The following is a 26970-nucleotide window of genomic DNA, read 5'->3' on the forward strand; positions in this document are numbered from 1 at the left end:
ATCAATGCATCAACGTATTAATAATAAAAACTTTAATGCCAATAACAAGAAAAGCACGAAGAAACAAAGAGGCATGACTTTTATCGAAGTTTTGGTCTCTCTTTTTATTATGGTAACAGGTATCTTAGGTGCTGTTGCTATGCAAGCCAATGCTAAAAAAGGCAGTTTTGATGCAATGCAACGTTCATTAGCGTCTAGTTTGACGCAGGATATTATTGAACGCATGCGCAGTAATGATTTTAATACGATTGGCGCTTATCGGTACAGATTATGGCGCTACTTTAAATGCTGTTCCCACTAAACGTTGTCGTACGAGTGCAGGATTGTGCTCTGCAGCAGAAATGGCAATTAATGACCAATATGAATGGGAATTGGCCTTAATGGGAGCTGATGTAACAAATGGTGGTGATAGTGCAGGTGGTTTGGTTAATGCTAGAGCCTGCGTAAGTGTTAATAATAATGCGGTAACGGTTGTGATAACTTGGGAAGGTAGAACAGAGTTAATTAATGGAAGTACCGAAGGGTGTGGTACTACTGGTAGTCAACGTAGACAGGTATCGGTTGAAGCATTTGTCTTTTAATCTCGGTGAATTCCAGAATAATAAAAAGAATGAGAGCATAAGTTATATATGAAGCTAGTTAAATATAAACATCAACAAGGTTTTAGCTTACTAGAAGTATTTCTTACTTTAGTCATTGGCTTAGTTATTTTTGCCGGTGTGTTAGGTATTTTTGTTGGCATGCGTACTACAACGAGCGAAACAACAAGTCATGGTGAATTGCAAGAAAATGGTCGTTTTGCAATGAGTTTACTTACCGATGATATTTCAAAACAAGACTTCTGGGGGGATTATACAGGAACATTTAATATTTTTGGTATTAGTCATACTCTTGCTGCTCCCGGAAATGATTGTACTGGCGCAGGAGTAAATAATGCATCGTTTCCTATAGCTGTAGGGCATTTTAGAACACTCTGGGGCGATACAGTCACAAATGCAAACCCTATGGGGTGTTTTGCGGATGCTAAGATTGGCTCAGATGTTATTCAGTTAAAAAGAGTTTTAGCTTCAGATCTTGTTAAAGCTGATGGAACATCGATTGCAAGTGCACCTACACAAAATGCACCCGCAGGAAATTTTCATTTAATTGCGAATAATAATGATGGCATTTTATTTCAAAGTGGTGCTTTGCCCGTTGTTGATAACGCTCGAGTTTGGCAATATCAACATCATGTATATTATATCAGAGAAGAAGCACAAGGTAATAACACCGTACCAGTGTTAATGCAGGGACAATTAACTACACAAATGTCTTTCGCTCCAGTGGTTGACGGTATTGAAATGATTCGTTTTATGTACGGATATGACGCAGATACTGATCCAGCCTTTACCTGGTTATGGAGTCGTAGATGCGTTTATATCTGCTGATAATATGAATGACGCCCTTTGGGATAATGCGGGCGGTTCTCGTATTATAGCCGTTAAAGTTTATGTGTTAGCGAGAAATATATTACCAGATAATGACTATACAAATAATAACACCTACCAATTAGGTGATCTACCGATGACTTTTAATGATAATTATCGTCGCCTCTTATTTAGTTCAACGGTAACATTATATAATGCGAGGGTTGACATATGGTAAATGATGTAAAGAACGGCACTTTTAGACACAACAAGGAAAGTGGCGTCGTATTGATTGTTTCATTGGTTTTTTTAGTGGCATTAACTGCTGTTGCTGCGGCACTAATGCAAAATACGACTACAGATATGAAAATGTCAGGTGCCGCCGAAGAAAAAGTTGTTGCTGATCAAGAAGTTGTTAGTGCTATAGATGAGTTTGTTTTTAATGAGGTTACAGGAGGCGGAGGTAATAATATATTTGCTCAGCCTGTAGCAACTTTTCAAGGTGGCGCAATCGATATAAAAGCAGACTTAGTCAACACTAATAAGCAGGGGGATATTGATACCGCCTTACTTGACCTGGCCAATAATCAATTTCAACGTGAACTACCTTGTCCACGTTCAAGAACTCCATCCTCAAGTAGTGTTGGATGTAATATATTACGTATACAAATAAGTAAAAAATACGGTCGTCATAAAACGAGTACTGTGGAAGTGAACTCAGGCATAGTACAAGAAGTTATTAAATAATGATGTACAAGAGTGTTAAATAAAGGATGAACTATTTAGTCATGTTTATATTGGGATTTTATTATGAATAAGTTTATAACGTTAGGTTTACTGACTATATCGGCACTACTCTCGGTATCTTTGACATATGCCGAAGACATTGAAATGTATATAAGTGACTCAGTCAAAGATACGGCGAAAAATTCAAAAGTTCTGATTATTTTTGATAACTCAGGGAGTATGAGTACATCTCATCAAGTAAAAGAACCTTTTGATAATAATCAATCGTACCCACCTGAAGGGGCGGCACATGCTTATAATGATAATGCGATATATTTTAATAAAGGTGAAACCGATGGCACTAATTCAATTCCTAATAATCCGAGTGATGGGCGTCGTTTTTTAGCTGCGATTAATAGTTGTGAAAGTTCAAAAGATTCTTTAGAAGAAAAAGGCTTTTACACTGGACATATACGTGAGTACAACATTAAAGGTAATAGCGGTACTTGGGATGAATTGCCGGACAATAATGGCTTAAATATTAAGGTTATAGATTGTGAAGAAGATGTAAAAACAGATGATAACCCTGGTAGTGTAGAAAATATCAGTAGCCTCCCTAAAGGTTATCCTGCTGACAATTTAGGTACGAAAGCGGCACCTGTATATCATACTACAGATGAAAGTGAGTTAAATGTTAGTTGGTCGGGTCCTCGAGTGACTTTATATACGGCGAAATACCTACGTTGGCACCACAGCACTACAGTGGGTGATATTTGGGAAACACGTTTTGAGACCGCGGTAAGGAGTATTACTAACGTTATTGAATCAACGGATGGTGTTGATTTTGGTTTGGAAGTTTTTAATTACAACGATGGTAATAAAAAATCAAACCATAATGGTGGTCGCATCGTTTCTGGTATTAGTCAAATGATTCCGGCAAATGAAGCAAGCCTTGTTAATATGATTGACGATGATCTTACACCATACACATGGACCCCGTTATGCGAATCGACTTATGAAGCATCACAGTATTTTGGTGGAAAGGCTGTTGATTATGGTGATGATGCAAAAAGTTCAGCGAGACCTAAAACTGATAGTACTATTGTAAAGGGCGGGAATTATGAAGCACCATTTGATGAGTGTACCGACAAAGCGTACATTATTTTAATTACTGATGGTGAACCTACTTATGATACTGCAGCAAATACCAAAATTACTGCACTGAAGTCCAAGGAGTTAAATGGGGTTGATGGGGACGGTAATCCTGTTTATAAAGATATTACCTTTACGGGAACTCATGAAAATTTTAATAATTCAACATATAATGATGCTGACCTTAGTACCGCCAGTTATTTACCGGCCTTTTAGTGGCCGGATGAATACTTACGATGTTAATTTATCTATTGATGGTGTTCAAACTGTTTCAACCCACACTATTGGGTTTAGTGACGGTGCAAATGATGCGAAAGGCTTATTAACCGAAACGGCTAATCGTGGTGGTGGGAAATACTTTCCACTAAAAGTGAATCTGAGTTAACGTCTGCGCTGCAAAGTACGTTACGTAGTTTAACCCCTGCTAATAACACATTAACTTCTGTTTCTGTTGCGGCTAATAATTTTGATAGAACAGAAACGTTAGATTCTGTTTATTACGCAATGTTTGACCCGCAAAATGGACCTCTCGGCAGGGAAATTTAAAGAAATACAAGGTGGTTGATGGTGTTCAAATAGGCGCTAATGACTTACCTGCTATTGATGAAAGTACAGGAAAGTTTTCTTCATCTGTTCAAAGTTTTTGGTCATCTAGTGTTGATGGTAATTTAGTGTCAAAAGGCGGGGTAGTTGATTGGTTTGCTAAAAAGGCAGTCGGTGATCGTGTCGTGTATAGCAATATTGGCTCTGACATGTCTGATGAAGATGATGATTCACTCAAGATATTAGACATAAATGCGTTAAATGGGCACGAGTCTGCCTATGCCGCAGAATTAAAGATTGCAGAAGAAGATGCTGTTGATTATTTTAATTGGAGTCTAGGCATGGATGTTGATGATGAAGATAAGGATGGTCTTAAAACGGATATGCGTGTTGACGTTTTTGGTGACCCACTACATTCAAAACCTTTAGTGATTAATTATGGAACAAGCATACGTGTTTTGGTTGGTACTAATGCAGGTGCGTTACACATGTTTGAAGATGGTGGTACCACTGTTTCTGAAAAATGGGCTTTCATGCCAACCGAGCTGTTTCCAAATATCACGGGGTTAAGGGATAACTATTCTACAGCGAATAAAATATACGGTGTTGATGGCCAAATTACTTCTTATATTGATGACAAAAATGGTGATGGAGTCATCGAATCCGGTGATACAGCATGGATATTCTTTGGTTTAAGGCGAGGTGGAGATTCATATTATGCGTTAGATGTATCTAACAAAGATTCACCTAAATTATTGTGGCATATTAAAGTCGGTACTACTGGTTTCGAAAATTTAGGACAAACATGGTCGCAACCTACAATAGGATTTTCTAAACTAAATTTAAGTGGTGATGAGGCTAGTCCTGTGCTGTTCTTTGGTGGAGGGTATGATACAAATAAAGATACTGGTGGTGTAGGGACTGCCGATAGTAAAGGACATTCTGTTTATATGGTGGATGCTAAAACAGGCTCGTTATTATGGAGTATGGCACCCACAGGCGGAGACACAGATTTTACAGGTACGGATAGCATTCCTTCCGCGATTGGCTTACTAGACAGCAATGGCAATGGTTTGATCGACCGATTATATACGGGTGATACGGGTGGTAATATTTGGCGTATAGATATGCCAGGAAGTAGCAAATCCGATTTCTCAGTGTTTAGATTAGCAAGCTTAGGTGATGAAGCGAGTAATTCTGCTGACAGACGTTTCTTTTATGAACCGATTGTTAGAGCCTTTATTGATGAGACAATAGAAACAAATGTTACTGATCATAATGGTGTAACTACTACGGTGACTGCACATCAAGAAAATCCCTATGATGCGATATTAATTGGTAGTGGTGATAGAAGTAATCCTTTAGGGACTGATACTGCGGATAGTTTCTTTATGATTAAAGATGAAAATATAAAGACACAAACCTTTTCAGCAACAAGTACGCCGCCAACACCTGCCGTTTTAACTAAATCAGACTTATTTGATTTTAGCACCGATCGCTTTGCTGCAAACTTAACTACCGAAGAAAAAACGCAACTTGAAAAGGACGTTTCTGAAAAGTCAGGATGGTTTATTGATTATAACCAAACAGGTGAAAAGAGTACTTCTGCGGCAATAGTGTTAAATGGTATTGTTTATTTTACTACTTATACACCGCCAGAATTTGCCGGGGTATTAGTTGATTGTAAACCACCCACAGGTAATGGATGGTTGTATGGTGTTGATTTAGCGTTAGGAACAAAACGTTATAACTGGGCTGATAGCTCAGAAAGAGGCGACGATAGAATTTATGGACCGTTTGAAAATCAATATCTTGGCACGCCAACTATGATTGTATTACCTGATGATCCAACCGATCCTAAATCAGATACAACGATTAGGTTAGGGGTTGGGATTGAGTTAAGTAATCCTTTAAACTCATGGTTCAAAACCATGCGTACTTACCTATATGTAACGGAAGAGTGATCGCATGAGTAATAAAAATATAATATTGCGAAAGGGGTATCATGAATAAACTTAAAAAAAGCAGCGGTTTTACTCTGATGGAACTAATGATAACTGTTGCAATCATAGGCATCTTAGCGGGAATAGCATATCCATCTTATGTGGAATTTGTGTTACGTTCTAATCGGAGTGAAGCGCAACGAGAGCTTATGAGATTTGCAAATCTTCAAGAGCAAGTGTTTGTAGATACGAGAGCTTATGCTGCTAATATGGTTGGTTTAGGTGAAAGCTCAGCAACGATAACAACTGAATCAACAAATTATGAAATTCAAGTTTTAAATCAAACCGCTACCACCTTTACTTTAAGAGCGACAGGAAAAAATAATCAAGTAAAGGATGTTGGTTGTGTTACCTTAAATATAGATCAGTTAGGAACAAAAACACCAAGAGATTGTTGGGAGAACTAATATGAAAATTTATATAAATACCATTATTAAAAATATATCTATATTAACGCTAATAACCTGTAGTTTAATTACTAATGCAAAATCTACAGCTACAGAAGATAAAAAAGTAGATGTAAAATGTTTTGTTGAACTTATTGGTGGGAGAGAAACTATTAGTTTTTGGTATATACCATCCAGTCAAGTATCGAATTTAGTTAATTCTATTACAGGACGCCAGGTATCAATTCCACATTCCAAGCAGAAGGAAACGATTTATAAAGCGCATGAATGTGTTTTATTACAAGATGATTTTTCTGGAAGCAAAGCTAAAATAGTGGATGAAAAAGTAGCACGATAATGTCGTTCACTTCTATTAAATTATATTCTTGTTTGATAGTTTTTCTTACTTCAAGGAAAACTTTGTTTTAATAGCTGCTCTATTACAAGTAAATTTAATGATGAAGTTATAAAAATTTTCCGCGTTATTAGTTTTGTCTGGGACACTAGATAGTTGTAGTTGTTGGAGAATAAAGGTAAATTTTCCCCAGAATAATCATTTGAGCAAATAATATATTGCTTATAACTTTTGAATTCTCGCTGTGTGGAAAATCACTAAATGGACTTGGTATAAGCTAAGTAACACTCGTTTAATTAATTATTAAATAACGGTGTAGTTGGTGATTTTAGCATGTAGAAATGATCACATAGTTAGTGATATTGGTATTAACCATATTTTAGAGGGCGTTCAAAATTCTGTGTCAGCTTAAATTTTTAAATATCGAGTACGCTGTCTAAGCGCCCATCAAAATAAATCGCTAACTGAGATAAACACAAGCTCCAATTGTGAATGGGCATTGTCCATTTCTCGGATGCGTTTAATATGCCAAAGATAAAGTAGCTTCAACAAGCTATTTTCATTCGGGAACGCGCCTTTAGTTTTCGTCAGCTTTCTAAACTGACGATGTACGGCCTCAACGGCGTTCGTCGTATAAATCACCTTGCGGATTTGCTCAGGATACTTGAAGTAAGCTGATAGATTATGCCATTTATTACGCCAGGAATTAATCACCAGTGGATAAGAGCTGCCCCATTTAGCATCAAGTTCATCAAGGGCTGACTCTGCAGCCTCCTTCGTTGCTGCTCGATAGACAGGCTTTAAATCAGCCATGAACGCTTTTTGATTTTTAGAAGCGACATACTTCATTGAATTTCGTATCTGATGAACGATACACAATTGCACTTCGGTCTCAGGAAAAATGGCGGCAATAGCTTCAGGGAAACCCGTAAGCCCGTCAACACAGGCAATAAGAATATCTTTAACGCCTCGATTATTTAGATCGGTCAGCACAGTTAGCCAGTAATTAGCGCCTTCATTTTCAGATAGATGTAAACCAAGGATTTCCTTTTTGCCGTGAATATCTAAGCCGAGTAAGGTGTAAACCGCTTTGCTGATATAGCGCCCATCTTCTTTCACTTTGTAATGAATAGCATCAAGCCAAACAATCGGATAATGGCTATCTAGAGGCCGTTGTTGCCATGCTTTAAGCTCAGGAATTAATTTATCGGTAACAGCGCTTATGGTGCCTGTGGCAATGTTCATACCGTACATATCTTCAATGTGTTTGTTAATATCTCGATAACTCATACCCATACTGAACATGGATAGGATTTTTGAGTCTATTTCATCACTGAGCGTGGTTTGGTTTTTCTTAACGAGTTGAGGATCAAAACTACCACTTCGATCTCTTGGGGTATCTAGTTCAAAACTACCAACGGATGATTTAACAGTTTTAGTGCTAGAGCCATTTTTTCGGTTAGGCTCTTGCTCATTAGAAAGGTGTTGCTCAAGCTCAGCCTGAAGTGCTGACTCAGTTAATTGTTTGATAAGTGATGTTAATACACCATCTTTACCATTAAGCTTTTTACCTGATTGAAGTGCTTTAACTGCATCTTCGAAGTTGAATTGATTTGTCATGTGTCATTCCTGTTTTTACCATTTTACCGAAATGACACAGATTTTTGAACACTACCATATTTAGATGCAAACAATTTCACCACCTGTTCTATCTTCATCTTTATCGTCATCATCAATATCTGAACTGATATAAGTTCGACCTGAAACCGAAACATCAATACCTCTAGAGCTACCTTCCTCGTCTTTGGGACAATAACGAAAACTAGCCGCAGGGGTTATTAGACGACCTGTTGGTGCATATATCACACTTGTTTGAGCATATTGCAATCTGTCACCTGATTTCACTGGATTTTTTATTTTAATCAGTTCATCGGGTAGTGCATATGTATTACTGGTTGCAAGTAAATTGTCATCATTTGTGAATACACTAATTTGATTTTGCCAGTTTGTACTACAGGCATTACCAAGCAAGTGGACAAACAGTCGTATTTTTACCTGTATTTATCGCTAGATTTCTTGCAGTTAATAATAACCGTTGCAGTTCGCTTATTTCATTATCAACACGCATTTTTACAATAAAAGTATTTAAGCTAGGTAAAGCAATTGTGGTCATAATCGCCACAATGCTAATAGCAACCATAATCTCAATTAATGTAAATCCTTGTTTTCGATATGTTGGTGAAAAAGACGAAGTGCTTGATAAGTTATCCATAATATACCCATAATCTACTGCTTTGAGGTTATTGTATTTATATCACTTTATTGCTTAACTCGCTAGTGCTTGTTTTTTAATCACACACAACTTTTATGTGAAATTATAGCTATGGAAGTGTATTAATATTGCGGTAAACATCGTCTGCTATTCTTTTAAAATAAAGTATTACTTAGTTGCAATGGATTTCTTTGTTTCCTCTGTTTTCATCTAAGCCATCATGATCTATGTCACTTGATTGATAAATTCTACCAGAGCGTGCCACAATAATGCCTCTCGAATGATTTTCATAGTCTTTAGGACAGTATCTAAACGTGCCATTTGCTAGCCCGCTTAGTTGTCCTGTTGGTTTAAATGTTACCTTATTTCTGCCTTTCCCATAAATAAGTTCATCATCTTTTGTTATGGTTGGTCTTTTAATAATAATTTTTTCGTTTGCATCAAGTATTTTATTATTATTGAAATCAGTAAATACGCTGAGTTCATTTTGCCACTGAGTCGTACATTGTGACCCATTATCTAACGGGCATAGTATTGTTTTTTGTCCATGGTTGATGGCTGCGTTTCGTGCAATAAGTAGCATTCGGTGTAAGTGATAAATCTCATTATCTACACGCATCTTTACTATAAAATCATTAAAATTAGGTATGGCGATACCCGCAAGTATCGATACAATAGTGAGTGCAACCATCAATTCTAAGAGAGTAAATCCCCTAGTAATTTTAATACTTTTGTTGCTTTTAACAATGGCTCGCCAAGCGATAGAGTCAATCAGTTTAAACATAAAAAATCCATTTTTAAATTAACTTCCTTGTAAACTAGGTATAGCTATTAAGAACAGATTTTGCTAATTATTATTAAAGTTTTTTTAAGATTTTTTTAAGTTTGTGAATACATGGTTGACTTTAGAAAGTAGCCTAATCGTAAATTGTTGGTATAGACTGACGTTTATGCTGTGTTTTTTTATAGATATCAATGATATGTTGGCTTATTTTTGCTGAAACTGTTTTTCCTTCAAGAAAGTCGTCAAGCTGTTCATAACTAATACCTAAAGCATCTTCATCAGTCTTACCTGGCTCTAAATCCTCTAAATCAGCTGTTGGTGCTTTTTCAACTAAAATAGCCGGTGCACCTAAGTGTTTTGCCAACTGTCTAACTTGTCTTTTTGAAAGACCAAACAGAGGAGCTAAATCACATGCACCATCCCCCCATTTAGTGAAGAAACCTGTAATGTTTTCTGCGCTGTGATCCGTTCCCAGTACTAAAGCACCTAATATCCCTGCAATATGATATTGCGCTACCATGCGGGCGCGGGCTTTTACATTCCCTTTAGAAAAATCTATTTGGCTATCCGAAGCGTTTAATAACTTTGCATCAGACAAAGCTGATATCACCTCTTGATGTATGCCATTTACACCATCAAATACATTGGTTGTTACACAATGGCTAGGTTGTATAAAGTTTAAGGCCTGTTGAGCATCATCTTCATCAGCTTGCACACCATAGGGAAGTCTGACCGCAATGAATTTAAATTCGCTGTTAGCTTTTTTGTTACCGTTAGTTTTCGATATTTGTTGCAACTCACTATTAAGTTCAGTAACAGCGAGTTGAGCTAACCGACCACAAGTTGAAGAGTCAACCCCTCCACTGATACCGAGTACTAACGTTTTTAAGCCTGAATTTTTTAATGTTGATTTAATAAAATCAATACGACGACGAATTTCAAACGCAACATCTATTTCAGGTAGAACTTTCATTTTATCAATAATAGCTTGCTGTTCCATTGGGGATCCTGTTTTAAGCGAAAATACACATTTGAAAAAGCTTATTTCCAACATAGAACTAAAAACTTAATCAATAGGGTGTTATATTAAATCAACAGTCTAACAAAATAAAAGCGTGATTTGGTAATAAACGCGTTGTAATATTAAAGAAAGTCATACGGATATTTAACTATACAGAGAGAAACAATGAAAAAAATTGAAGCGATTATAAAACCATTCAAACTGGATGATGTAAGAGAAGCATTAGGTGAAATTGGCGTTACCGGTATGACAGTCTCTGAAGTAAAAGGTTTTGGTAGACAAAAAGGCCATACAGAGTTGTATCGTGGCGCAGAATACATGGTTGATTTTTTACCAAAAGTGAAATTAGAAATAGTGATTGCTAAAGAAGATGTAGAGCGCTGTGTTAATGCGATTTTAGAAACTGCGCAAACAGGTAAGATTGGTGATGGTAAAGTATTTATCACTGATGTAGAGCGTATTGTTCGCATAAGAACAGGCGAAGAAAATAAAGAAGCAATTTAAATCATTAAGTTATTAAATATATGCGTTACGAGTAGCACGCTGTGCGACTCGTAACTGCTAATAAATAATTATGTTCTTAACGACTATCTTACCAACGAATTATTAGGGTAATTTGCCGCTAATACTAACAAGGCATTTTTCTTTAACTCAAGCAATCCAAGTTTATCATAACATTCGATCATTATTTCTAATGCCGGCTCTAACTCTGGGCTTGGTGAGAAATATTCAACAATGTATCTCCCTCTATTGGCTGCAGACGCATAGGCTTCACGCTTTAAATAAAAGTTTGCTATAGATAATTCATATTTTGCAAGTCGAGACTTAATATCAATCATTCTTTTTTGTGCGTCGGCAGCATATTTACTTTCTGGGAAATCAGTTACTATGCGTTTTAAATCATTAAAAGCATCACGTGATGCTGTTGGATCTCTATCTGATCTATCTATTCCGGCTAGATCTTGGAATAAATTCTCTTCTGTGGATAAATTGATTAAAGCTCGCATGTAATAAACATAATCAGTATTAGGGTTGTTCGGATTTAATCGCAAAAATCGATCGGTTAACGCTATGCCCTGTGCTGCGTCCCCTACTTTGTAATAGGCATAAATCAAATCAAGCTGTACTTGATGTGAGATTGGCCCAAAAGGAAAACGCGAATCAATAGCGCCAAGAATTTGAATCGCTTTTTGATATAAACCATTATCTAAGGCATCTCGAGCATCTACAAAGAGCGCTTGGGCTGATTTATCTGGGACTTTATCTATATCATTTTCAATGTCTGAAGATGAACAACCGGCTAACATTAATGCTAGGGTGATAAATATTACTTTTATTGTCATTTTTTCCATGGAATTTGCAATTACGCCTTAGTTTAAAATTAAATAAGTATGAAACCCTTCACACCCGTATAGCATGGATATCATAAAAAGGGTAAAATGAAACTATTATACCTAGTGCATACTTGTTAGTGCATACTTGAGTATTAGCATTCTAACCTAGCAATCATTAGTTACACAACGTTAAAAATTTAAAGAGAGTTTAATGTCAGAAATAATTCAACATAAAGATACTGTACCAGATTCGTGTTTAGGTAAACGTTTAGACCAAACTTTGGCGATAATGTTTCCAGATTATTCACGTTCAAGGTTAAAAGATTGGATTTTAGCCGGTTGCGTGATGGTGAATAACGAAGTGTTAGCCCGAGCTCGAGAGAAAATGTATGGTGGGGAAATTATTACCATCAATGCAGAAGTTGAAGCCGAGCGGCGCTTTGAAGCACAAAATATAGCATTAGATATAGTTTATGAAGATGATCATATCTTAGTAATTAATAAACCAAATTTGGCTTAGTTGTTCACCCTGGTGCAGGGAACCCTGATGGCACGGTATTGAATGCTTTATTGCATTATTTCCCTGCTATCGAAGTAGTACCACGTCTTGGTATTGTTCATCGTTTAGATAAAGATACTACTGGTTTAATGGTTGTTGCAAAAACTATTGCAGCACAAACCAATTTAGTAGAAGCATTACAGTTAAGAGAAATTACACGGGAATATGAAGCGGTAGCCAACGGTTTAATGACAGCCGGAGGGGTAGTCGATGAGCCGATTGGTCGTCATGCCACTAAGCGTACTCATATGGCAGTAACCTTTTCGGGTAGACCCTCTGTGACTCATTATCGAGTGATGGAAAAGTACCGTTTGCATACTCGTTTGCGTTTACGTCTTGAAACAGGTCGTACACATCAAATTCGTGTGCATATGGCGCATATAACTCATCCACTTATTGGTGACCCTGTTTATGGCGGACGACCAAGACCACCCAAAAATGCGACGCCTGAATTACTCACTAAACTGCGTGGTTTTAAACGCCAAGCCTTGCATGCAGCAATGTTGTCGCTTTATCACCCCATTACAGGGGAGTTAATGACATGGCATGCTGATTTACCTGAGGATTTTGTTGAGTTAGTTGAGTTATTACAAGCAGATACGAAACTGAATGCGTCAGAAGAGTATTAACTATAACATGCAGCAAGAAGTAGATTCCGCCATTGAACAAGTTCAATGGCCTATTTGCTCTTTACGTGATAAAAAAAGAATAAATGACCATGTGTTTGCACTGCAAACTACCCGTGTATCGCCAAAAGAATATGTTAATGATTTATCTTCACCTTACCGCTATTTCAATTTGGGTTTACATGTTGGCGATTGCGCGAAACACGTAGAGAAAAATCGCCAATATATACAAACCCTATTTCCTACAAATATTAAGATTCAATGGTTTAAACAAGTGCATGGCAATGAGGTGGCTGAAGTAAGCCAAGTGTCATCACACAATATTACTGCTGATGCTGCGGTGACAAGGGAAAAGGATATTGGTTTAGCTATTATGACGGCTGATTGCTTACCTATTTTATTAGTCTCAAAATTAGGGGATGAAATAGCGGCTATTCATGGTGGTTGGCGGCCATTAGTGGCTAATATTATTAACAATACCCTTGAAAAAATGAAAACCAAACCGACGGATCTTTATGCTTGGCTTGGGCCTTGTATTTCACAAAAAAATTTTGAAGTGGGTCATGAAGTTAAAGCTCAGTTTGTTGAACAGGATGAAGGTTTTTCTTTAGCCTTCAAAGTGAGTGTTAACGGTAAATATCTCGCTGACTTACACCACATTGCCCGCTTACAGCTAGAAAATTTAGGTATTCAGCAAATAAGTACCTTGCCAGAGTGTACTTATGCTAATACTGATAAATATTACTCTTACCGAAAAAATGCAGTTACCGGACGAATGGCTACTGTTATTTGTCTTAAGTAATAGTAGCCATTATCAGTTTATTCTTTGTTCTAAATCAACTAAATAAATTTTTTATCTATTGAAAAAGACCACATTAACCCTAATGTTATAGGTAACTCTTTTAGATATCACTAATTCATAAGTCCAGTAATATGGCAGGAGAATATTTATGCGTTTAGACAGATTTACTCAATCATTCCAAGAATCCATTGCCGATGCTCAATCATTGGCATTAGGGCGTGATCATCAATTTATTGAACCTGTTCATTTGATGTTAGCGTTGTTAAATCAAAATGGAAACTCTGTTATTCCCTTATTAAAAAGTGCGGGTATTGATGTACGAACTTTACGAACGAAAGTTGAGCAAGCACTACAGTCATTAGCGCAAGTTGAAGGCTCTGATGGCGATGTTCAGCTTTCTTCTGCGTCAGGAAAGCTACTTAATTTATGTGATAAGCATGCGCAAAAAATGTCAGATAAATTTATTTCATCTGAAATGTTTTTGCTCGCGGCTTTAGAAGACAAAGGAGTGTTAGGCAATATACTCAAAGAATTGGGGGCCAACGATCAACGTATTAAAGCGGCTGTTGAGCATGTACGTGGTGGGCAAACAGTTGATGATCAAAATGCTGAAGATGTTAGACAAGCATTAAATAAATATACAGTTGATTTAACTGAGCGTGCTGAACAAGGAAAATTAGATCCTGTGATTGGCCGCGACGATGAAATTAGACGTACATTGCAAGTATTGCAACGCAGAACTAAAAATAACCCTGTATTAATCGGTCAACCTGGTGTTGGTAAAACAGCCATTGTTGAAGGCTTAGCACAACGTATTGTTGACCATGAAGTACCCGAAGGTCTTAAAAATAAACGAGTTTTGTCCTTGGATATGGGCGCTTTAATCGCGGGTGCAAAATATAGAGGTGAATTTGAAGAACGTTTAAAAGCAGTATTAAATGAGCTAGCCCAAGAAGAAGGTCAGGTGATTTTATTTATTGATGAATTACACACCATGGTAGGTGCAGGAAAAACCGATGGTGCAATGGATGCAGGTAATATGCTAAAACCTGCGCTTGCTCGAGGTGACTTGCATTGTGTTGGGGCAACTACGTTAGATGAATATCGTAAGTATATTGAAAAAGATGCTGCGCTTGAGCGTCGTTTTCAAAAGGTTATAGTAGATGAGCCAAGTGTTGAAGACACTATTGCCATTCTACGAGGCTTAAAAGAGCGTTATGAACTTCATCATAACGTAGTCATAACTGACCCTGCGATTGTTGCAGCTGCTACTTTATCTCATCGCTATATCAGTGATAGGCAGTTACCAGATAAAGCGATTGATTTAATTGATGAAGCTGCATCAAGTATTCGTTTGCAAATGGACTCTAAACCTGAGGATTTAGATCGCCTTGAGCGCCGACTTATTCAACTTAAATTAGAGCAGAAAGCCTTAGAAAAAGATGCTGATGATGCATCGAAAAAACGTTTGGCTGATATTTCAGAACAAATAAATGAAAGGCAGCAAGAATATGATGAGCTTGATGAGGTGTGGACAACAGAGAAAGCGGCACTGTATGGCACTCAAACGATCAAGGAAGAATTGGAGCAAGCGCGCATTGAATTGGAAGCGGCAAAACGCGTTGGGGATCTTAATCGTATGTCAGAACTACAATACGGCCGATTACCCGAGCTTGAAAAACAACTCGATTTAGCAAGTCAGGCTGAAATGCAAGAAATGAGTTTATTAGCCAATAAAGTCACTGATGTCGAAATTGCCGAGGTGCTTAGCCGTTCGACAGGAATTCCAATTTCTAAGATGTTAGAGCAAGAGCGTGATAAATTGCTCAATATGGAAGAGGCGTTGCATCAACGTGTTATTGGTCAAAGTGAGGCTGTAACGTCAGTGTCCAATGCTATTCGACGTTCTCGCGTCGGGTTAGCCGATCCAAATCAACCAATAGGTTCTTTTTTATTTTTAGGACCAACAGGTGTCGGTAAAACTGAGTTAACGAAAGCACTTGCTTACTTCCTTTTTGATAGTGAAGACTCGTTGATTCGTATCGACATGTCAGAATTTATGGAGAAACATTCGGTCGCGCGTTTAGTTGGGGCACCTCCTGGTTATGTAGGATATGAAGAAGGTGGTTACTTAACTGAAGCGGTTCGCCGTAAACCTTACTCCGTTATATTATTGGATGAAGTGGAAAAAGCACATGGTGATGTATTTAACATATTACTACAAGTGCTTGATGATGGACGTTTAACTGATGGGCAAGGAAGAACAGTTGATTTTAAAAATACCGTGATTATCATGACCTCTAACCTCGGCTCAGATATTATTCAGTCGTTTGGTGATGACAGTCAATATCAAGCGATGAAAACACAAGTTATGAATGAAGTAAGTCATCATTTTAAACCTGAGTTTATCAACAGAATTGATGAGTCAGTTGTTTTCCACCCATTATTATCGACACAAATTGAAAAAATTGCCAAGATTCAGATCCAAGCATTGGCCGATCGTTTAACACAACAAGAACTAAGCTTAGATATTAGTGAGGAAGCTTTAGCTTTAATTTCACAAACTGGATTTGATCCAATTTTTGGTGCTAGACCATTAAAACGGGTTATTCAGCAAGAAATAGAAAACCCATTGGCACAACGATTATTAGCGGGGACTTTTGCAAAAGGGTCTACCATAAATGTTACAGTGAAAGCGGGGAAGTTATCATTTGAGTAACATCATGATAATTTTTTAACGGGTTAACACTGATAAATAGGGCGCTCTTTGTTTTAGTTGGCAAAGAGCGTTTTTTTATGATTAATTATTATCATTACTGTCTGTTGTACAGTACATACTGATTTGTTTCTTCGTAATCACAAGTTGCGCTTTTTTCTCTTTGTCTGACATTGCTCTGTTAGTGCCATCAGCATCAGTCATCATGACCTTATCAAAAGAATTAAGCATTTGTTGGTTGAGCTGAGCGGCCTTGCAGTTTTTCTTAGCAATTTCTGCATTTTTAGCAAACACTTCTGCTTTTTCTTTTTCATATTGAGACATTTGTTCATCTAGTGTTGGTTTATTGGTAGTCCCTGGTGGCACTTTTTCTTTTGCTTGAAAAGAAGAGACCGTGGTCAATTGAGTATAATCAACATTTTGTGGCTGTTGCTGACTATAATGAACAACATTATTTTCATCAAGCCAACGATATATCGCAATATCTTTTGCTATGACATTCATACTAAAAGTAACAGCACACCATAATCCAACGGCGACTAAATTTCGACGATACATATATATTCCTTTGCAACTAATGAGTTATTTGTTCTTTGCTATAAGCGTTTTACACAGATAAATTAACTTAGGGCAAATTTATTATTTATTCAATCAGTTTTTGAATTTTTCTATAATTATCAGTATTATTTTCTTTAACTTATTTGAGAATAAATGTATTTATGGTTTTTTTATTCTATTATTGAGTGAATTTGCACGTCATTATAATATTCAAAGAAGCTCGATAACATAATTTGATCGCAGTCCTGAAAACAGAATGCCATCAAAAAAGTGTTTTACTAATTACCTGAATGACGTTAGACCAACATTATAAACAGAGTGAAATATGATTGTATTACAGAATGCGATGGAAAAAAGTCAACTTTATAAAATAGACGAGTTTGGCGTTAAAAACTATAATTATGGTGTGGTAGGATTTTTATCTTTGGCGCTGTTTGCGATATTGAATATTTCCTTAGGCTACGTTACTTTTTTGGCTGAAACAAGCGTTGCCAATTCTCCCGTACAAAACTATGTTGATGCACTGTGGTTGATGTTGATGTCTTCAACTACGATCGGGTTTGGTGATGTATACCCCATAACCTTTGTTGGCAGAGCTGCTGTTTTTATCATGTTTATTTTAGGTGTAGGTATCTTAGGTGGAGTAGGCGCAGTATTTGCCAATAAAATATTTGGTTTTGCTGATACCAGTATTAAAAACAGGGAGTTAAGAAGACAAAATGCAGAAATATTTGCCCAAAACATAAAAATTCATCAAAAATTAGAACAGCTCGAAAAGAAATTAGAGTCTTTATCAAAGTGATTTTAAAAATATTTGCCAATAATATTGGTGCGGCTAATATTATCTCTTTAATTAACCTGAGCTGAGGTTAATTATTAAAGCTAGTGTAAGTGGGAATTTAATCGAGTTTTAGAATTTCAACAAATTCACCCGATCAAAGTCCCACTTCATTTACACTGTGTTATTATTTCTTAGATTGCGCCTTTTTTTAATAGATTTTTCTAGACGACGTTCATTTATCACGTCTTGCACATCACCACCAATATGGCTTTCACCACGTTCAGCGGCTAACGCTATTTGCCGCTCACGTTCAGCAAAGCGGTGTCGTTGTTTTTCACTTACTTTGTCATGACAACGGTGACAACTAACCCCTTTAACATAATGCTCATGTTGCTTTTCTTGTTCTGTTAATGGAAAACGACATGCAAAACATTGATCGTATTGGCCTTGTTCTAAACCATGATTTACGGCAACGCGACCGTCAAAAACAAAACACTCACCTTCCCACATAGTATCAGTTTTAGGAACTTCTTCGAGGTATTTTAAAATTCCTCCTTCAAGGTGATACACTTCTTCAAAACCTTGCTCTTTCAGATAAGCAGTAGATTTTTCGCAACGAATTCCCCCGGTACAAAACATGGCAACTTTTTTATGTTTGTTTTTATCTAGATTTTTTTCCACATAGGCAGGGAATTCTCGAAACGTTTCCGTATCGGGGTTTAAAGCACCTTTAAATGTCCCAATTTCAACTTCGTAATCGTTACGAGTGTCAACCAATAAAACCTCAGGATCAGAGATAAGTGCATTCCAATCTTGTGGCTTTACATACGTACCTACCACTTGATTAGGGTCGATACCTTCAACACCCATGGTCACAATTTCTTTTTTTAACTTTACTTTGGTGCGATGAAAAGGGTTTTCATCAGCGTAAGACTCTTTATGCGAAATATTTGTTAATCCAGGTTGTTTGTCTAGATAATCGAGTACTGCATCAATACCTGCTTGAGAACCTGCAATTGTTCCGTTGATGCCTTCTGCGGCTAATAGCAGCGTACCTTTTACTTCTAATTCGGTCATTGTTGCTAAGAGAGGGGCTCGTAATTCACGATAGTTCTCTAAACGTACGAATTTATAAAGGGCACAAATAGTTATTGTCCCCAAGGTGTTCTTGGTTGTCATTATGTTCTCCATTGAGCTCACTAGAACGTAAATCTAGCGCTATAGATAAAAGATAAATCAAAATATAAAAGGACTTATATTTTGGGCTGCAAATTCTAGCAGAAAAGTCGTTATGAAGTCTATTTTCACCCAGTGAATAATACCAATTTGATTAAATTTCTTCCCAACTCAGAGCTTCATTAGCGAGCTTAGAACAAGCAAAATTGATTAAACATAGTTATTCTATATTTCTTCAATTTTGCGATGTTATCAGGTTGCTAATGAGCTCCCGAAGGGCGAGTTTAAAAGGCTTATATGCGGCGTTATTGATTTTGACAAGGACGCTACATGGATGTAGCTTATTAGAGAATGCAGGAGCATATTCTCCTGAATAACCATTCTCTTCAATCAATGCCTTGCCTCTATGCCTTTTAATTCTCGCTGAGTGGGAAAGAACTTAATCAACTTGGTATAAACTTGAATATGTAAAGAAAAACTCTTGAACTTCACCTTTGTAAGAGTAGACTGAAAATTATTCATTGAAATACCACGGTTTAACTCAATTGGTACAACGTAAAGATGTCTATTATGCTTAGTAAAATTTGCTTGTTTTTTATTTTTATATTGTTAACGGCTTGTAGTAACGATAAGCCTAACATTGCGCTAGGTACATTAGAGCGAGATCGTATTGCTCACACCGCTACTGTGAGTGAAGTCATTGTTGCACTTCCGGTTGAAGCAGGTAGTAAGGTAAGTAAAGGTACCGTCCTTGTTAAACTCGATGATGAATTACAAAAAGCTTTAGTTGCTAAGGCGTTAGCACAAGTACAACAAGCGCAAGCAAATTTAGACAAAGCACACAACGGCGCTCGTGCTGAAGAAGTTGCAGCAGCACAAGCAAAAGTTGCAGGTGCCCAAGCCGCTCTTGTAAAAAGTAAGGCAAATTTTGCCAGAGAGGATCGTTTAATAAAGTCTAATTTAACTAGTCAGTCTAGCTTCGATAGTACTTTAGCAGCAAGAGATGAAAGTCTATCTTATCTTCAGAGTGCCCAAGAACAACTCAGACAATTAGTTAATGGTACGCGTATTGAAGACTTAGCCATTGCTGAAGCCATTTTAGCGACCAATGTTGCTATGTTAACCAGTGAACAAAAAAAGTTGGATAATTTAACCATTACGGCAAAACGCGATGGTATTTTGGATAACTTACCATGGAACTTAGGAGAACGGGTTACTGCAGGTAGCCCTGTCGCGATCGTGCTAGGCGGTAAAGTGCCTTTTGCGCGTGTTTATATTCCTGAACCATACAGAGTTCAAATAAAAGTAGGTGATAAATTAACGGTGCAGGTTGACGGCTTAGCACAACCTTTATTAGGCACAGTGCGGATAGCGACAGAGCCTGCATTTACCCCATATTATGCCCTCAATCAAGCTGAGCGAGCTAATCTTATGTATTTGGCAGAAGTTGTTTTGCCTGACAGTGCTGCTGAATTACCGAGTGGTATTCCTACCCAAGTACTTTTACCGACGTTAGATGCTAAAAATCCTTTATTAAATACCTTAACAAGTCAAACTAATGACTGAGTTAGCAATAGAGGCGAGTAATTTAACCCGAAAATTTGGCGCAATGACAGCGGTTTCATCGCTGAACTTGCAAGTGGATAAGCAAATGATTTATGGATTTCTTGGGCCGAATGGCTCAGGGAAAACGACGGTTATCCGCTTGCTGACAGGGTTATTAAAACCAACTGCAGGCGAGGTTAATGTCTTAGGCTGTAACTTGCCGGGAGATGCAGAAAAACTCCGTAGACAAATAGGTTATATGACACAAAAGTTTTCTTTATATGATGATTTAACTGTTAAAGAGAATATGCAATTTATCGCTCGTATCTATGGGTTAACCCCTAAAGAGCAAAAAGCACGACATGATGAATTAATGAGTATTTATCAATTGACCAAACTTAACCAACAACTGAGTGGTAGTTTAAGTGGCGGACAAAAGCAACGTTTGGCGCTTGCTTGTGCGGTTATGCACAAACCTAAGTTATTGTTTTTAGATGAACCAACCTCGGCGGTAGATCCTGAAAATCGCCGGGAATTTTGGGAGCAATTATTTGATTTATGTGATCAGGGTATCACTATCTTAGTTTCAACTCATTACATGGATGAAGCTGAGCGATGTCATAAATTAGCTATTTTAAAAAATGGCGTTAAATGCGCTGATGATTCACCAGATAGGTTGATGACAAATATGCCCGCAAAGGTTGTTGAAGTCTCAAGTAATAACCTTAGACAATTGAAGCAGCAATTAATAATCTTGCCTGAGGTGGTATCAGCATCACAGCTCGGCGCACATTTACGGGTATTATTAACTAATGACATTGTGGATCCAATGGCTTTTTTAAATAGCACTAAAATGATAAATGCTAAAACGGAAATGCAGACTGTTAGAGCCAGTCTCGAAGATGTTTTTGTGCTATCAACAAGTAGTAACTTGAGCCATCAATCAGAGGTCCATCAGGTAAAACCATGAGATCTTTATTAAGAATTCAAGCAATTATTACCAAGGAATTAATCCAACTAAAACGCGATAGAATGACCTTTGGTATGGTCATAATGATCCCTTTAGTACAGTTGTTATTATTTGCTTTTGCGATTAACACTAATATCCGTCATATTCCTGTAGGCGTATTAGATCAAAGCCAAACTGGGCTTAGTCGTGTTTTACAACAAACAATCTCTGCTACGAGCACCGTTAAGTTTACTCAACATTATGACTCGATAATCGAAGCACAATCGGCTATTGAACGGAGTGAGGTTCGCGCGGTGTTAATTATTCCTCATGACGTGAGTCAGCGTTTAGTGAGACACGCAACGGTAGGTTTTGGTTTGACCGCGAGTGATGAAGAAACTAGTCGACCTATAGCCCAGTGGTTAGTTGATGGATCTGATTCGGCTATTGCCGGCAGTATTAAAGGTTTACGAAATATGCCTTTAACTGAATTATTAGATAAACCTACTAATCGTAATGTACCTACTTTTGAAGTCACTTTATTATATAACCCAGAGCAACGCAGTGTTGTTAATATAGTGCCGGGGCTTGTTGGTATCATTTTAACTATGACCATGATCATGTTCACCTCAGGCGCCATTGTACGTGAACGAGAGCGGGGTAATATGGAGTTGCTTATCACAACACCTCTAGCTTCTATTGAGCTAATGATAGGTAAAATAATTCCTTATATTTTTATTGGTGCTATTCAAGTTATTATTATTTTAAGTTTGGGGTACTTTTTTTTAATGTACCAATTAATGGCACAGGATGGCAATTGGCATTAGCAACCTTGCTCTTTATTTGCGCTAGCCTAGTTTTAGGCTTGGTTATTTCTACCTTAGCAACAAACCAATTACAATCGACGCAAATGACGATATTTATTTTGCTTCCATCAATATTGCTGTCAGGTTTTATGTTTCCGTATGAAGGCATGCCTGAAACAGCTCAATACATCGCTGAAGCACTGCCCGCGACACATTTTATTCGTTTGATTCGTGGTGTCGTTCTTCGTGATGTTGCAGTGGTAGATATGACATTTGATATGATTTGGCTTATTGGTTTCACCATAATAGGCTTGATGGTAGCAGCACTTCGCTTTAAGAAAACGCTAGACTAATGATGTTTTTTTACTGACCCTCTTACTACTATTTCACCTCAGGGCGGAGAAGAAACCAACGTAATGACTTATTATTTTACTGACTTATATGGTAGTAAGAATTATTATGACGGTAGGCATTTTGTCGATTAATACTGAGGTATGATGCTTAGTAACAGCAGAAATTTAACCGTTAATCACTTAGTTATTGGACAAGTTTGTTCAATATAAAAACAATATAATGTTTGGTAGGGCTAATGATAATAATTAACAAAGGAAACTATTATGGGTCATCATGACCATCACCACGGGCATAGCCATACTCATGACGGCAAGTTAAGTTTGGCAGTGTTTATTAATATTTTATTAACAATAGTACAAATTATTGCAGGTTTAGTCTCTGGTAGTTTGTCACTGATTGCTGATGCTTTACATAACTTAAGTGATGCAGGGGCAATTGTAATTGCAATTGTGGCGAGAAAAATTGCCCGTAAACCCGCCAGTAGTCGGATGACATATGGTTTTAAACGTGCTGAAATTTTAGGGGCGTTAATTAACAGTACTACATTAATTATTGTTGGTATTTATTTGATCTATGAAGCGATTTCTAAATATTTTAATCCAGAACCGATAGATGGTTGGATTGTTGTCTGGGTTGCTGCTATCGCTTTGGTGATAGATGCAGGCACCGCATGGTTAACTTATAAAGCGGGTGCGAAAAATAATCTTAATTTGAAAGCAGCATTTATACATAATTTATCAGATGCGTTTGCATCTATCGTTGTGATTGTTCTTTTTGGAACACTCATTATTTTATATCAGTGGTATGTTGTTGATTTAGTCGCAACTATTTTTATTTCCATTTATGTAATCTATCATGGCTTATCATTAGCTAAACAAAGCATTAATATTTTAATGCAGGCAGTCCCTGATAATATTGATATTGATACTTTATGTACTGACATTGAATCACTCTCCTGTGTAAATAAAGTGCATCATATTCATGTTTGGCAGCTTGATGATAATGATAAGTTTTTAGAAGCCCATGTCTCTTTACAAGTAGATGGGCTAACAAAGGGGTGGAGCAAGTTAAGCAAATGCTTATTGAGCAATATGACATATCACATTCTACAATCGAAGGTTATATTGGCAATAGAGAAAATTCAAAGACTTGCTATATTCGGCCTTAATTTTTTCTGATAATCGCCAATAAAAAACGCCCGTTAATGTAAATATCAACGGGCGTTTTATTTAACTACGCTTCTACTTGCAAAATCACTTTATCTGCTTTTGATGTATAGCTTTCCATTTTATCAAAATTTAAGTAACGGTAAGTATCAGCAGCGGTAGCATTAATTTGCTTCGCATAGTCCATGTACTCTTCAACGGTTGGTAATCTACCTAAAATAGCACCAACACCCGCCAATTCAGCCGAGGTTAGGTAAACATTTGCACCATTACCTAAACGGTTTGGGAAGTTACGTGTAGAGGTTGAAAGTACGGTAGACTTTTCAGCAACACGTGCTTGGTTACCCATACATAGTGAGCAGCCAGGAGTTTCCATTCGAGCACCGGCTTTACCATAAATACTGTAGTAACCCTCATCAGTTAATTGATCACGATCCATCTTAGTCGGCGGCGCAACCCATAAACGTGTTGGCAATGTACCGTTGAATTTCTCAATCAGCTTACCTGCTGCACGGAAATGGCCAATATTAGTCATACATGAACCAATGAATACTTCATCAATAGCAACGCCGGCAACTTCTGACAATAATTTTGCATCATCAGGGTCGTTAGGACAACATACGATAGGTTCTTTGATTTCATTTAAATCGATTTCAATGACTTGAGCATATTCAGCGTCAGAGTCAGCTTCCATTAATGACGGATTCGCTAACCATGCTTCCATACCTTTTATACGACGAGTAATGGTACGAACATCACCGTAACCTTCACTGATCATCCATTTAAGCATAACAATGTTAGAGTTTAGGTATTCAGCAACGGCATCTTCTTCTAATTTAATAGTACAACCGACAGCACTTCGTTCAGCAGAGGCATCAGATAATTCAAATGCTTGTTCAACTGACAAACCTTTAAGACCTTCAATCTCTAGTACACGACCAGAAAACTCGTTGATTTTCCCCGCTTTTTCAACGGTCAATAAGCCCTTTTTGATTGCGTAATAAGGAATAGAATGCACGAGATCACGCAAGGTAATGCCTGGTTGCATTTCGCCTTTAAAACGCACTAATACAGATTCAGGCATATCAAGCGGCATAACTCCTGTTGCAGCTGCAAAGGCAACTAAACCAGAACCCGCAGGGAATGAGATACCTAACGGAAAACGGGTATGAGAATCGCCGCCCGTACCAACGGTATCTGGTAATAGCATACGGTTTAACCATGAGTGAATCACACCATCACCTGGACGAAGTGAAACACCACCACGATTCATCATAAAATCAGGTAATGTGTGATGCGTGATAACATCAACAGGTTTAGGATAAGCAGAAGTATGACAGAATGACTGCATGGTTAAATCGGCAGAAAAACCTAAACAAGCCAAATCTTTAAGCTCATCACGTGTCATTGGCCCAGTTGTATCTTGCGAGCCTACTGTAGTCATTTTGGGTTCACAGTATTGACCTGCACGAACACCATCAATACCACAGGCTTTACCCACCATTTTTTGTGCTAGGGTAAAACCTTTTGTTGATGAAGTCACTGTTGCTTGTTGAGAAAATAGTTGAGGAGCCGGTAAACCTAAGGCTTCACAAGCACGCGTAGTTAAACCACGACCGATGATAAGAGGAATACGTCCACCTGCACGAACCTCGTCTAATAAAACTGGGTTAAGTGTAAACTCAGAAATCACTTCACCGGCTGCATTTTTAACAACGCCTTCATATGGGTAAATATCAATGATATCGCCCATATTCATTTTTTGAACGTCTAGTTCAATGGGTAATGCGCCTGAGTCTTCCATTGTGTTGTAAAAAATAGGGGCTATTTTGCCACCTAAACAAACACCACCGCCGCGTTTATTAGGGATACAAGGGATATCATCCCCCATGAACCATAAAACAGAGTTAGTTGCAGATTTACGTGAAGAGCCAGTACCAACAACATCACCAACATAAGCGAGTGGAATACCGTCTTTTTGTAACTCTTCAATCTGAGATATTGGGCCGATAACGCCATCTTCATCAGGCGTGATACCTTCACGGGCAATTTTTAACATGGCTTTTGCGTGTAAAGGAATATCAGGGCGTGACCAAGCATCAGGTGCAGGAGATAAATCATCTGTGTTGGTTTCACCGGTTACTTTAAACACTTTAACCGTGATTTTTGTCGCAACTTTTTCTTTTGAAGTAAACCATTCGCCATCAGCCCAAGATTGTAATACTTGTTTAGCCGCTGCATTACCCGCTTCGGCTTTTTCTTGTACATCATGAAATGCATCAAACATTAATAACGTATTTGATAAACCTTTAGCTGCGATTGGTGCTAATTTATCAGAGTCTAATAAGTCGATCATGGGTTGAATATTATAGCCACCTAACATAGTACCTAATAATTCAGTGGCTTCTTCAGGTGTTAGTATAGGTGATGTTGTTTCACCTTTTGTGATAGCAGCTAAAAAACCGAGCTTTAATGTAAGCTGCATCATCAACACCTGCAGGCACACGGTTTGTTAACAAATCAATTAAAAAGGCCTCTTCACCGACAGGTGGGGTTTTAACTAATTCAACTAATGCTGCTGTTTGTTCAGCGTTTAAAGCCTTAGGTACAATACCTTCAGCGGCACGTTCTGCTACGTGGTTGCGATATTCTTGAAGCACGACATTCACCTTTTTATTTGGAGACACTAGTTACTTTAGAGTGGCTCGGAAATATAGAGCCAATTTAGGACAAAGTTTTTAAGTATCTAGGATTAAAAAAAACACTGTAATAATACGATATTGTCGACACTTTTTGTTGTTTGATGGTAGTCATGGTGTTTATTTTCAATATGTTAATTGTTTATAGTGTAGTTTTTTCAATGGATTAAAGTTTTAATCTATTTTTTTTGTACGACTATAATACTAGTCAGTTTTTTATTGTTTCAATATTGTCGGAAATACCTTAATTT

General features: G+C 37.5%; 24 protein-coding genes and 4 pseudogenes. 19 read left to right on the forward strand and 9 right to left on the reverse strand.

The annotated features are described in order from the left end of the window. Positions 1-4 precede the first annotated feature (4 nt). The 10 genes from pilV to L3081_RS06725 all read left to right on the forward strand — a co-directional run bounded on the left by pilV (position 5) and on the right by L3081_RS06725 (position 6574). A complete protein-coding gene (gene pilV, locus L3081_RS06680) occupies positions 5-301 on the forward strand; it encodes a type IV pilus modification protein PilV (protein ID WP_242284354.1) in 297 nt (98 codons plus the stop codon). Continuing rightward, positions 234-581 (forward strand): hypothetical protein, encoded by a 348-nt coding sequence (locus L3081_RS06685; RefSeq protein ID WP_242284356.1) that lies wholly within the window; start codon positions 234-236, stop codon positions 579-581. Before pilV ends, L3081_RS06685 begins: the two co-directional genes overlap by 68 nt. A gap of 48 nt (positions 582-629) precedes the next feature. Beyond that, positions 630-1427, forward strand: coding sequence for a PilW family protein (locus L3081_RS26505; RefSeq protein ID WP_274620350.1), 798 nt, complete (start codon positions 630-632; stop codon positions 1425-1427). A 4-nt stretch (positions 1428-1431) separates the two neighbouring features. Beyond that, the gene (locus L3081_RS26510) at positions 1432-1644 is read left to right on the forward strand and encodes a PilW family protein (RefSeq protein ID WP_274620351.1); all 213 of its coding nucleotides are present in this window, start codon (positions 1432-1434) and stop codon (positions 1642-1644) included. After that, a complete protein-coding gene (locus L3081_RS06695; protein WP_242284362.1) occupies positions 1638-2153 on the forward strand; it encodes a PilX N-terminal domain-containing pilus assembly protein in 516 nt (171 codons plus the stop codon). Before L3081_RS26510 ends, L3081_RS06695 begins: the two co-directional genes overlap by 7 nt. A gap of 63 nt (positions 2154-2216) precedes the next feature. Continuing rightward, positions 2217-3500 (forward strand): hypothetical protein, encoded by a 1284-nt coding sequence (locus tag L3081_RS06700; protein WP_242284364.1) that lies wholly within the window; start codon positions 2217-2219, stop codon positions 3498-3500. A 7-nt stretch (positions 3501-3507) separates the two neighbouring features. After that, a complete protein-coding gene (locus L3081_RS06705) occupies positions 3508-3669 on the forward strand; it encodes a hypothetical protein (protein ID WP_242284365.1) in 162 nt (53 codons plus the stop codon). Positions 3670-3841: 172 nt separating this feature from the next. Beyond that, entirely contained in the window at positions 3842-5791 is a 1950-nt protein-coding gene (locus L3081_RS06710; protein ID WP_242284367.1) for a pilus assembly protein, read from the forward strand. 41 nt (positions 5792-5832) lie between these two features. After that, entirely contained in the window at positions 5833-6237 is a 405-nt protein-coding gene (locus tag L3081_RS26515; protein ID WP_274620352.1) for a type IV pilin protein, read from the forward strand. A gap of 1 nt (position 6238) precedes the next feature. Then, positions 6239-6574 carry a TapY2 family type IVa secretion system protein gene (locus L3081_RS06725; RefSeq protein WP_242284369.1) on the forward strand — a complete coding sequence of 112 codons (336 nt, stop codon included), beginning with the start codon at positions 6239-6241 and terminating at the stop codon, positions 6572-6574. A gap of 413 nt (positions 6575-6987) precedes the next feature. Here the strand turns inward: L3081_RS06725 and L3081_RS06730 are convergent. The 5 genes and pseudogenes from L3081_RS06730 to nadE form a co-directional block, all read right to left on the reverse strand. Further along, a pseudogene (locus tag L3081_RS06730) lies at positions 6988-8191 on the reverse strand (IS256 family transposase). Between the two features lie 60 nt (positions 8192-8251). Next, entirely contained in the window at positions 8252-8602 is a 351-nt protein-coding gene (locus L3081_RS06735; protein ID WP_242284371.1) for a GspH/FimT family pseudopilin, read from the reverse strand. Next, a complete protein-coding gene (locus L3081_RS06740) occupies positions 8592-8843 on the reverse strand; it encodes a pilus assembly FimT family protein (RefSeq protein WP_242284373.1) in 252 nt (83 codons plus the stop codon). The genes L3081_RS06735 and L3081_RS06740 overlap by 11 nt, the downstream gene beginning before the upstream one ends. Positions 8844-9015: 172 nt before the next feature. Further along, positions 9016-9627, reverse strand: a complete 612-nt coding sequence (locus tag L3081_RS06745) for a GspH/FimT family pseudopilin (protein WP_242284374.1) — start codon at positions 9625-9627, stop codon at positions 9016-9018. 133 nt (positions 9628-9760) lie between these two features. Beyond that, positions 9761-10627, reverse strand: a complete 867-nt coding sequence (gene nadE, locus L3081_RS06750) for an ammonia-dependent NAD(+) synthetase (protein ID WP_242284379.1) — start codon at positions 10625-10627, stop codon at positions 9761-9763. A 186-nt stretch (positions 10628-10813) separates the two neighbouring features. Between nadE and glnB the strand changes: the two genes are divergently transcribed. Next, entirely contained in the window at positions 10814-11152 is a 339-nt protein-coding gene (gene glnB, locus L3081_RS06755) for a nitrogen regulatory protein P-II (RefSeq protein WP_242284381.1), read from the forward strand. 83 nt (positions 11153-11235) lie between these two features. On the opposite strand, the gene L3081_RS06760 is transcribed toward glnB, so the two are convergent. Next, complete coding sequence (locus L3081_RS06760; protein WP_242284383.1) at positions 11236-12000, reverse strand: outer membrane protein assembly factor BamD; 765 nt, start codon at positions 11998-12000, stop codon at positions 11236-11238. A gap of 193 nt (positions 12001-12193) precedes the next feature. Between L3081_RS06760 and rluD the strand changes: the two are divergent. From rluD to clpB, 3 genes and pseudogenes are all read left to right on the forward strand, one after another. Beyond that, positions 12194-13170 (forward strand): annotated as a pseudogene (gene rluD / locus L3081_RS06765) (23S rRNA pseudouridine(1911/1915/1917) synthase RluD). Next, positions 13151-13969, forward strand: coding sequence for a peptidoglycan editing factor PgeF (gene pgeF / locus L3081_RS06770; RefSeq protein WP_242284384.1), 819 nt, complete (start codon positions 13151-13153; stop codon positions 13967-13969). Before rluD ends, pgeF begins: the two are co-directional and overlap by 20 nt. 148 nt (positions 13970-14117) lie before the next feature. After that, positions 14118-16688, forward strand: a complete 2571-nt coding sequence (clpB, locus tag L3081_RS06775) for an ATP-dependent chaperone ClpB (protein ID WP_242284386.1) — start codon at positions 14118-14120, stop codon at positions 16686-16688. 81 nt (positions 16689-16769) lie between these two features. Here clpB and L3081_RS06780 read toward each other — a convergent pair whose 3' ends face one another. After that, positions 16770-17243: a DUF4124 domain-containing protein gene (locus tag L3081_RS06780; RefSeq protein ID WP_242284388.1), complete on the reverse strand. Its 474-nt coding sequence runs from the start codon at positions 17241-17243 to the stop codon at positions 16770-16772. Between the two features lie 325 nt (positions 17244-17568). Between L3081_RS06780 and L3081_RS06785 the strand changes: the two genes are divergently transcribed. Continuing rightward, positions 17569-18045, forward strand: coding sequence for an ion channel (locus L3081_RS06785; protein WP_242284390.1), 477 nt, complete (start codon positions 17569-17571; stop codon positions 18043-18045). A 150-nt stretch (positions 18046-18195) separates the two neighbouring features. Here L3081_RS06785 and trhO read toward each other — a convergent pair whose 3' ends face one another. Continuing rightward, complete coding sequence (gene trhO, locus L3081_RS06790) at positions 18196-19203, reverse strand: oxygen-dependent tRNA uridine(34) hydroxylase TrhO (protein ID WP_420839703.1); 1008 nt, start codon at positions 19201-19203, stop codon at positions 18196-18198. 558 nt (positions 19204-19761) lie between these two features. On the opposite strand from trhO, the gene L3081_RS06795 reads away from it, so the two are divergent. The 4 genes and pseudogenes from L3081_RS06795 (at position 19762) to L3081_RS06810 (ending at position 24032) form a co-directional block, all read left to right on the forward strand. Continuing rightward, positions 19762-20766, forward strand: coding sequence for an HlyD family secretion protein (locus tag L3081_RS06795; RefSeq protein WP_242284393.1), 1005 nt, complete (start codon positions 19762-19764; stop codon positions 20764-20766). Beyond that, positions 20759-21715, forward strand: a complete 957-nt coding sequence (locus tag L3081_RS06800; protein ID WP_242284394.1) for an ABC transporter ATP-binding protein — start codon at positions 20759-20761, stop codon at positions 21713-21715. Before L3081_RS06795 ends, L3081_RS06800 begins: the two co-directional genes overlap by 8 nt. Continuing rightward, positions 21712-22853, forward strand: a pseudogene (locus tag L3081_RS06805) (ABC transporter permease). Before L3081_RS06800 ends, L3081_RS06805 begins: the two are co-directional and overlap by 4 nt. Before the next feature lie 264 nt (positions 22854-23117). Next, positions 23118-24032 (forward strand): cation diffusion facilitator family transporter, encoded by a 915-nt coding sequence (locus L3081_RS06810; protein ID WP_242284396.1) that lies wholly within the window; start codon positions 23118-23120, stop codon positions 24030-24032. Between the two features lie 55 nt (positions 24033-24087). Here the strand turns inward: L3081_RS06810 and acnB are convergent. Next, a pseudogene (acnB, locus tag L3081_RS06815) lies at positions 24088-26680 on the reverse strand (bifunctional aconitate hydratase 2/2-methylisocitrate dehydratase). Positions 26681-26970 lie beyond the last annotated feature (290 nt).

Source organism: Colwellia maritima, assembly GCF_022669015.1.
Classification (GTDB): domain Bacteria; phylum Pseudomonadota; class Gammaproteobacteria; order Enterobacterales; family Alteromonadaceae; genus Colwellia; species Colwellia maritima.

Coding starts and splice junctions, on each gene's coding strand:
- L3081_RS06725 (WP_242284369.1), top strand. CDS start 6,239: ATGAAAATTTATATAAATACCATTATTAAAAATATATCTATATTAACG.
- L3081_RS06705 (WP_242284365.1), top strand. CDS start 3,508: ATGAATACTTACGATGTTAATTTATCTATTGATGGTGTTCAAACTGTT.
- L3081_RS06760 (WP_242284383.1), bottom strand. CDS start 12,000: ATGGAAAAAATGACAATAAAAGTAATATTTATCACCCTAGCATTAATG.
- pilV (WP_242284354.1), top strand. CDS start 5: ATGCATCAACGTATTAATAATAAAAACTTTAATGCCAATAACAAGAAA.
- L3081_RS26515 (WP_274620352.1), top strand. CDS start 5,833: ATGAATAAACTTAAAAAAAGCAGCGGTTTTACTCTGATGGAACTAATG.
- clpB (WP_242284386.1), top strand. CDS start 14,118: ATGCGTTTAGACAGATTTACTCAATCATTCCAAGAATCCATTGCCGAT.
- glnB (WP_242284381.1), top strand. CDS start 10,814: ATGAAAAAAATTGAAGCGATTATAAAACCATTCAAACTGGATGATGTA.
- L3081_RS06700 (WP_242284364.1), top strand. CDS start 2,217: ATGAATAAGTTTATAACGTTAGGTTTACTGACTATATCGGCACTACTC.
- L3081_RS06780 (WP_242284388.1), bottom strand. CDS start 17,243: ATGTATCGTCGAAATTTAGTCGCCGTTGGATTATGGTGTGCTGTTACT.
- nadE (WP_242284379.1), bottom strand. CDS start 10,627: ATGGAACAGCAAGCTATTATTGATAAAATGAAAGTTCTACCTGAAATA.
- L3081_RS06740 (WP_242284373.1), bottom strand. CDS start 8,843: ATGGATAACTTATCAAGCACTTCGTCTTTTTCACCAACATATCGAAAA.
- L3081_RS06795 (WP_242284393.1), top strand. CDS start 19,762: ATGTCTATTATGCTTAGTAAAATTTGCTTGTTTTTTATTTTTATATTG.
- L3081_RS06695 (WP_242284362.1), top strand. CDS start 1,638: ATGGTAAATGATGTAAAGAACGGCACTTTTAGACACAACAAGGAAAGT.
- L3081_RS06800 (WP_242284394.1), top strand. CDS start 20,759: ATGACTGAGTTAGCAATAGAGGCGAGTAATTTAACCCGAAAATTTGGC.
- L3081_RS06785 (WP_242284390.1), top strand. CDS start 17,569: ATGATTGTATTACAGAATGCGATGGAAAAAAGTCAACTTTATAAAATA.
- L3081_RS06810 (WP_242284396.1), top strand. CDS start 23,118: ATGGGTCATCATGACCATCACCACGGGCATAGCCATACTCATGACGGC.
- L3081_RS06685 (WP_242284356.1), top strand. CDS start 234: ATGATTTTAATACGATTGGCGCTTATCGGTACAGATTATGGCGCTACT.
- pgeF (WP_242284384.1), top strand. CDS start 13,151: ATGCGTCAGAAGAGTATTAACTATAACATGCAGCAAGAAGTAGATTCC.
- L3081_RS26510 (WP_274620351.1), top strand. CDS start 1,432: ATGAATGACGCCCTTTGGGATAATGCGGGCGGTTCTCGTATTATAGCC.
- L3081_RS06745 (WP_242284374.1), bottom strand. CDS start 9,627: ATGTTTAAACTGATTGACTCTATCGCTTGGCGAGCCATTGTTAAAAGC.
- trhO (WP_420839703.1), bottom strand. CDS start 19,203: ATGACAACCAAGAACACCTTGGGGACAATAACTATTTGTGCCCTTTAT.
- L3081_RS26505 (WP_274620350.1), top strand. CDS start 630: ATGAAGCTAGTTAAATATAAACATCAACAAGGTTTTAGCTTACTAGAA.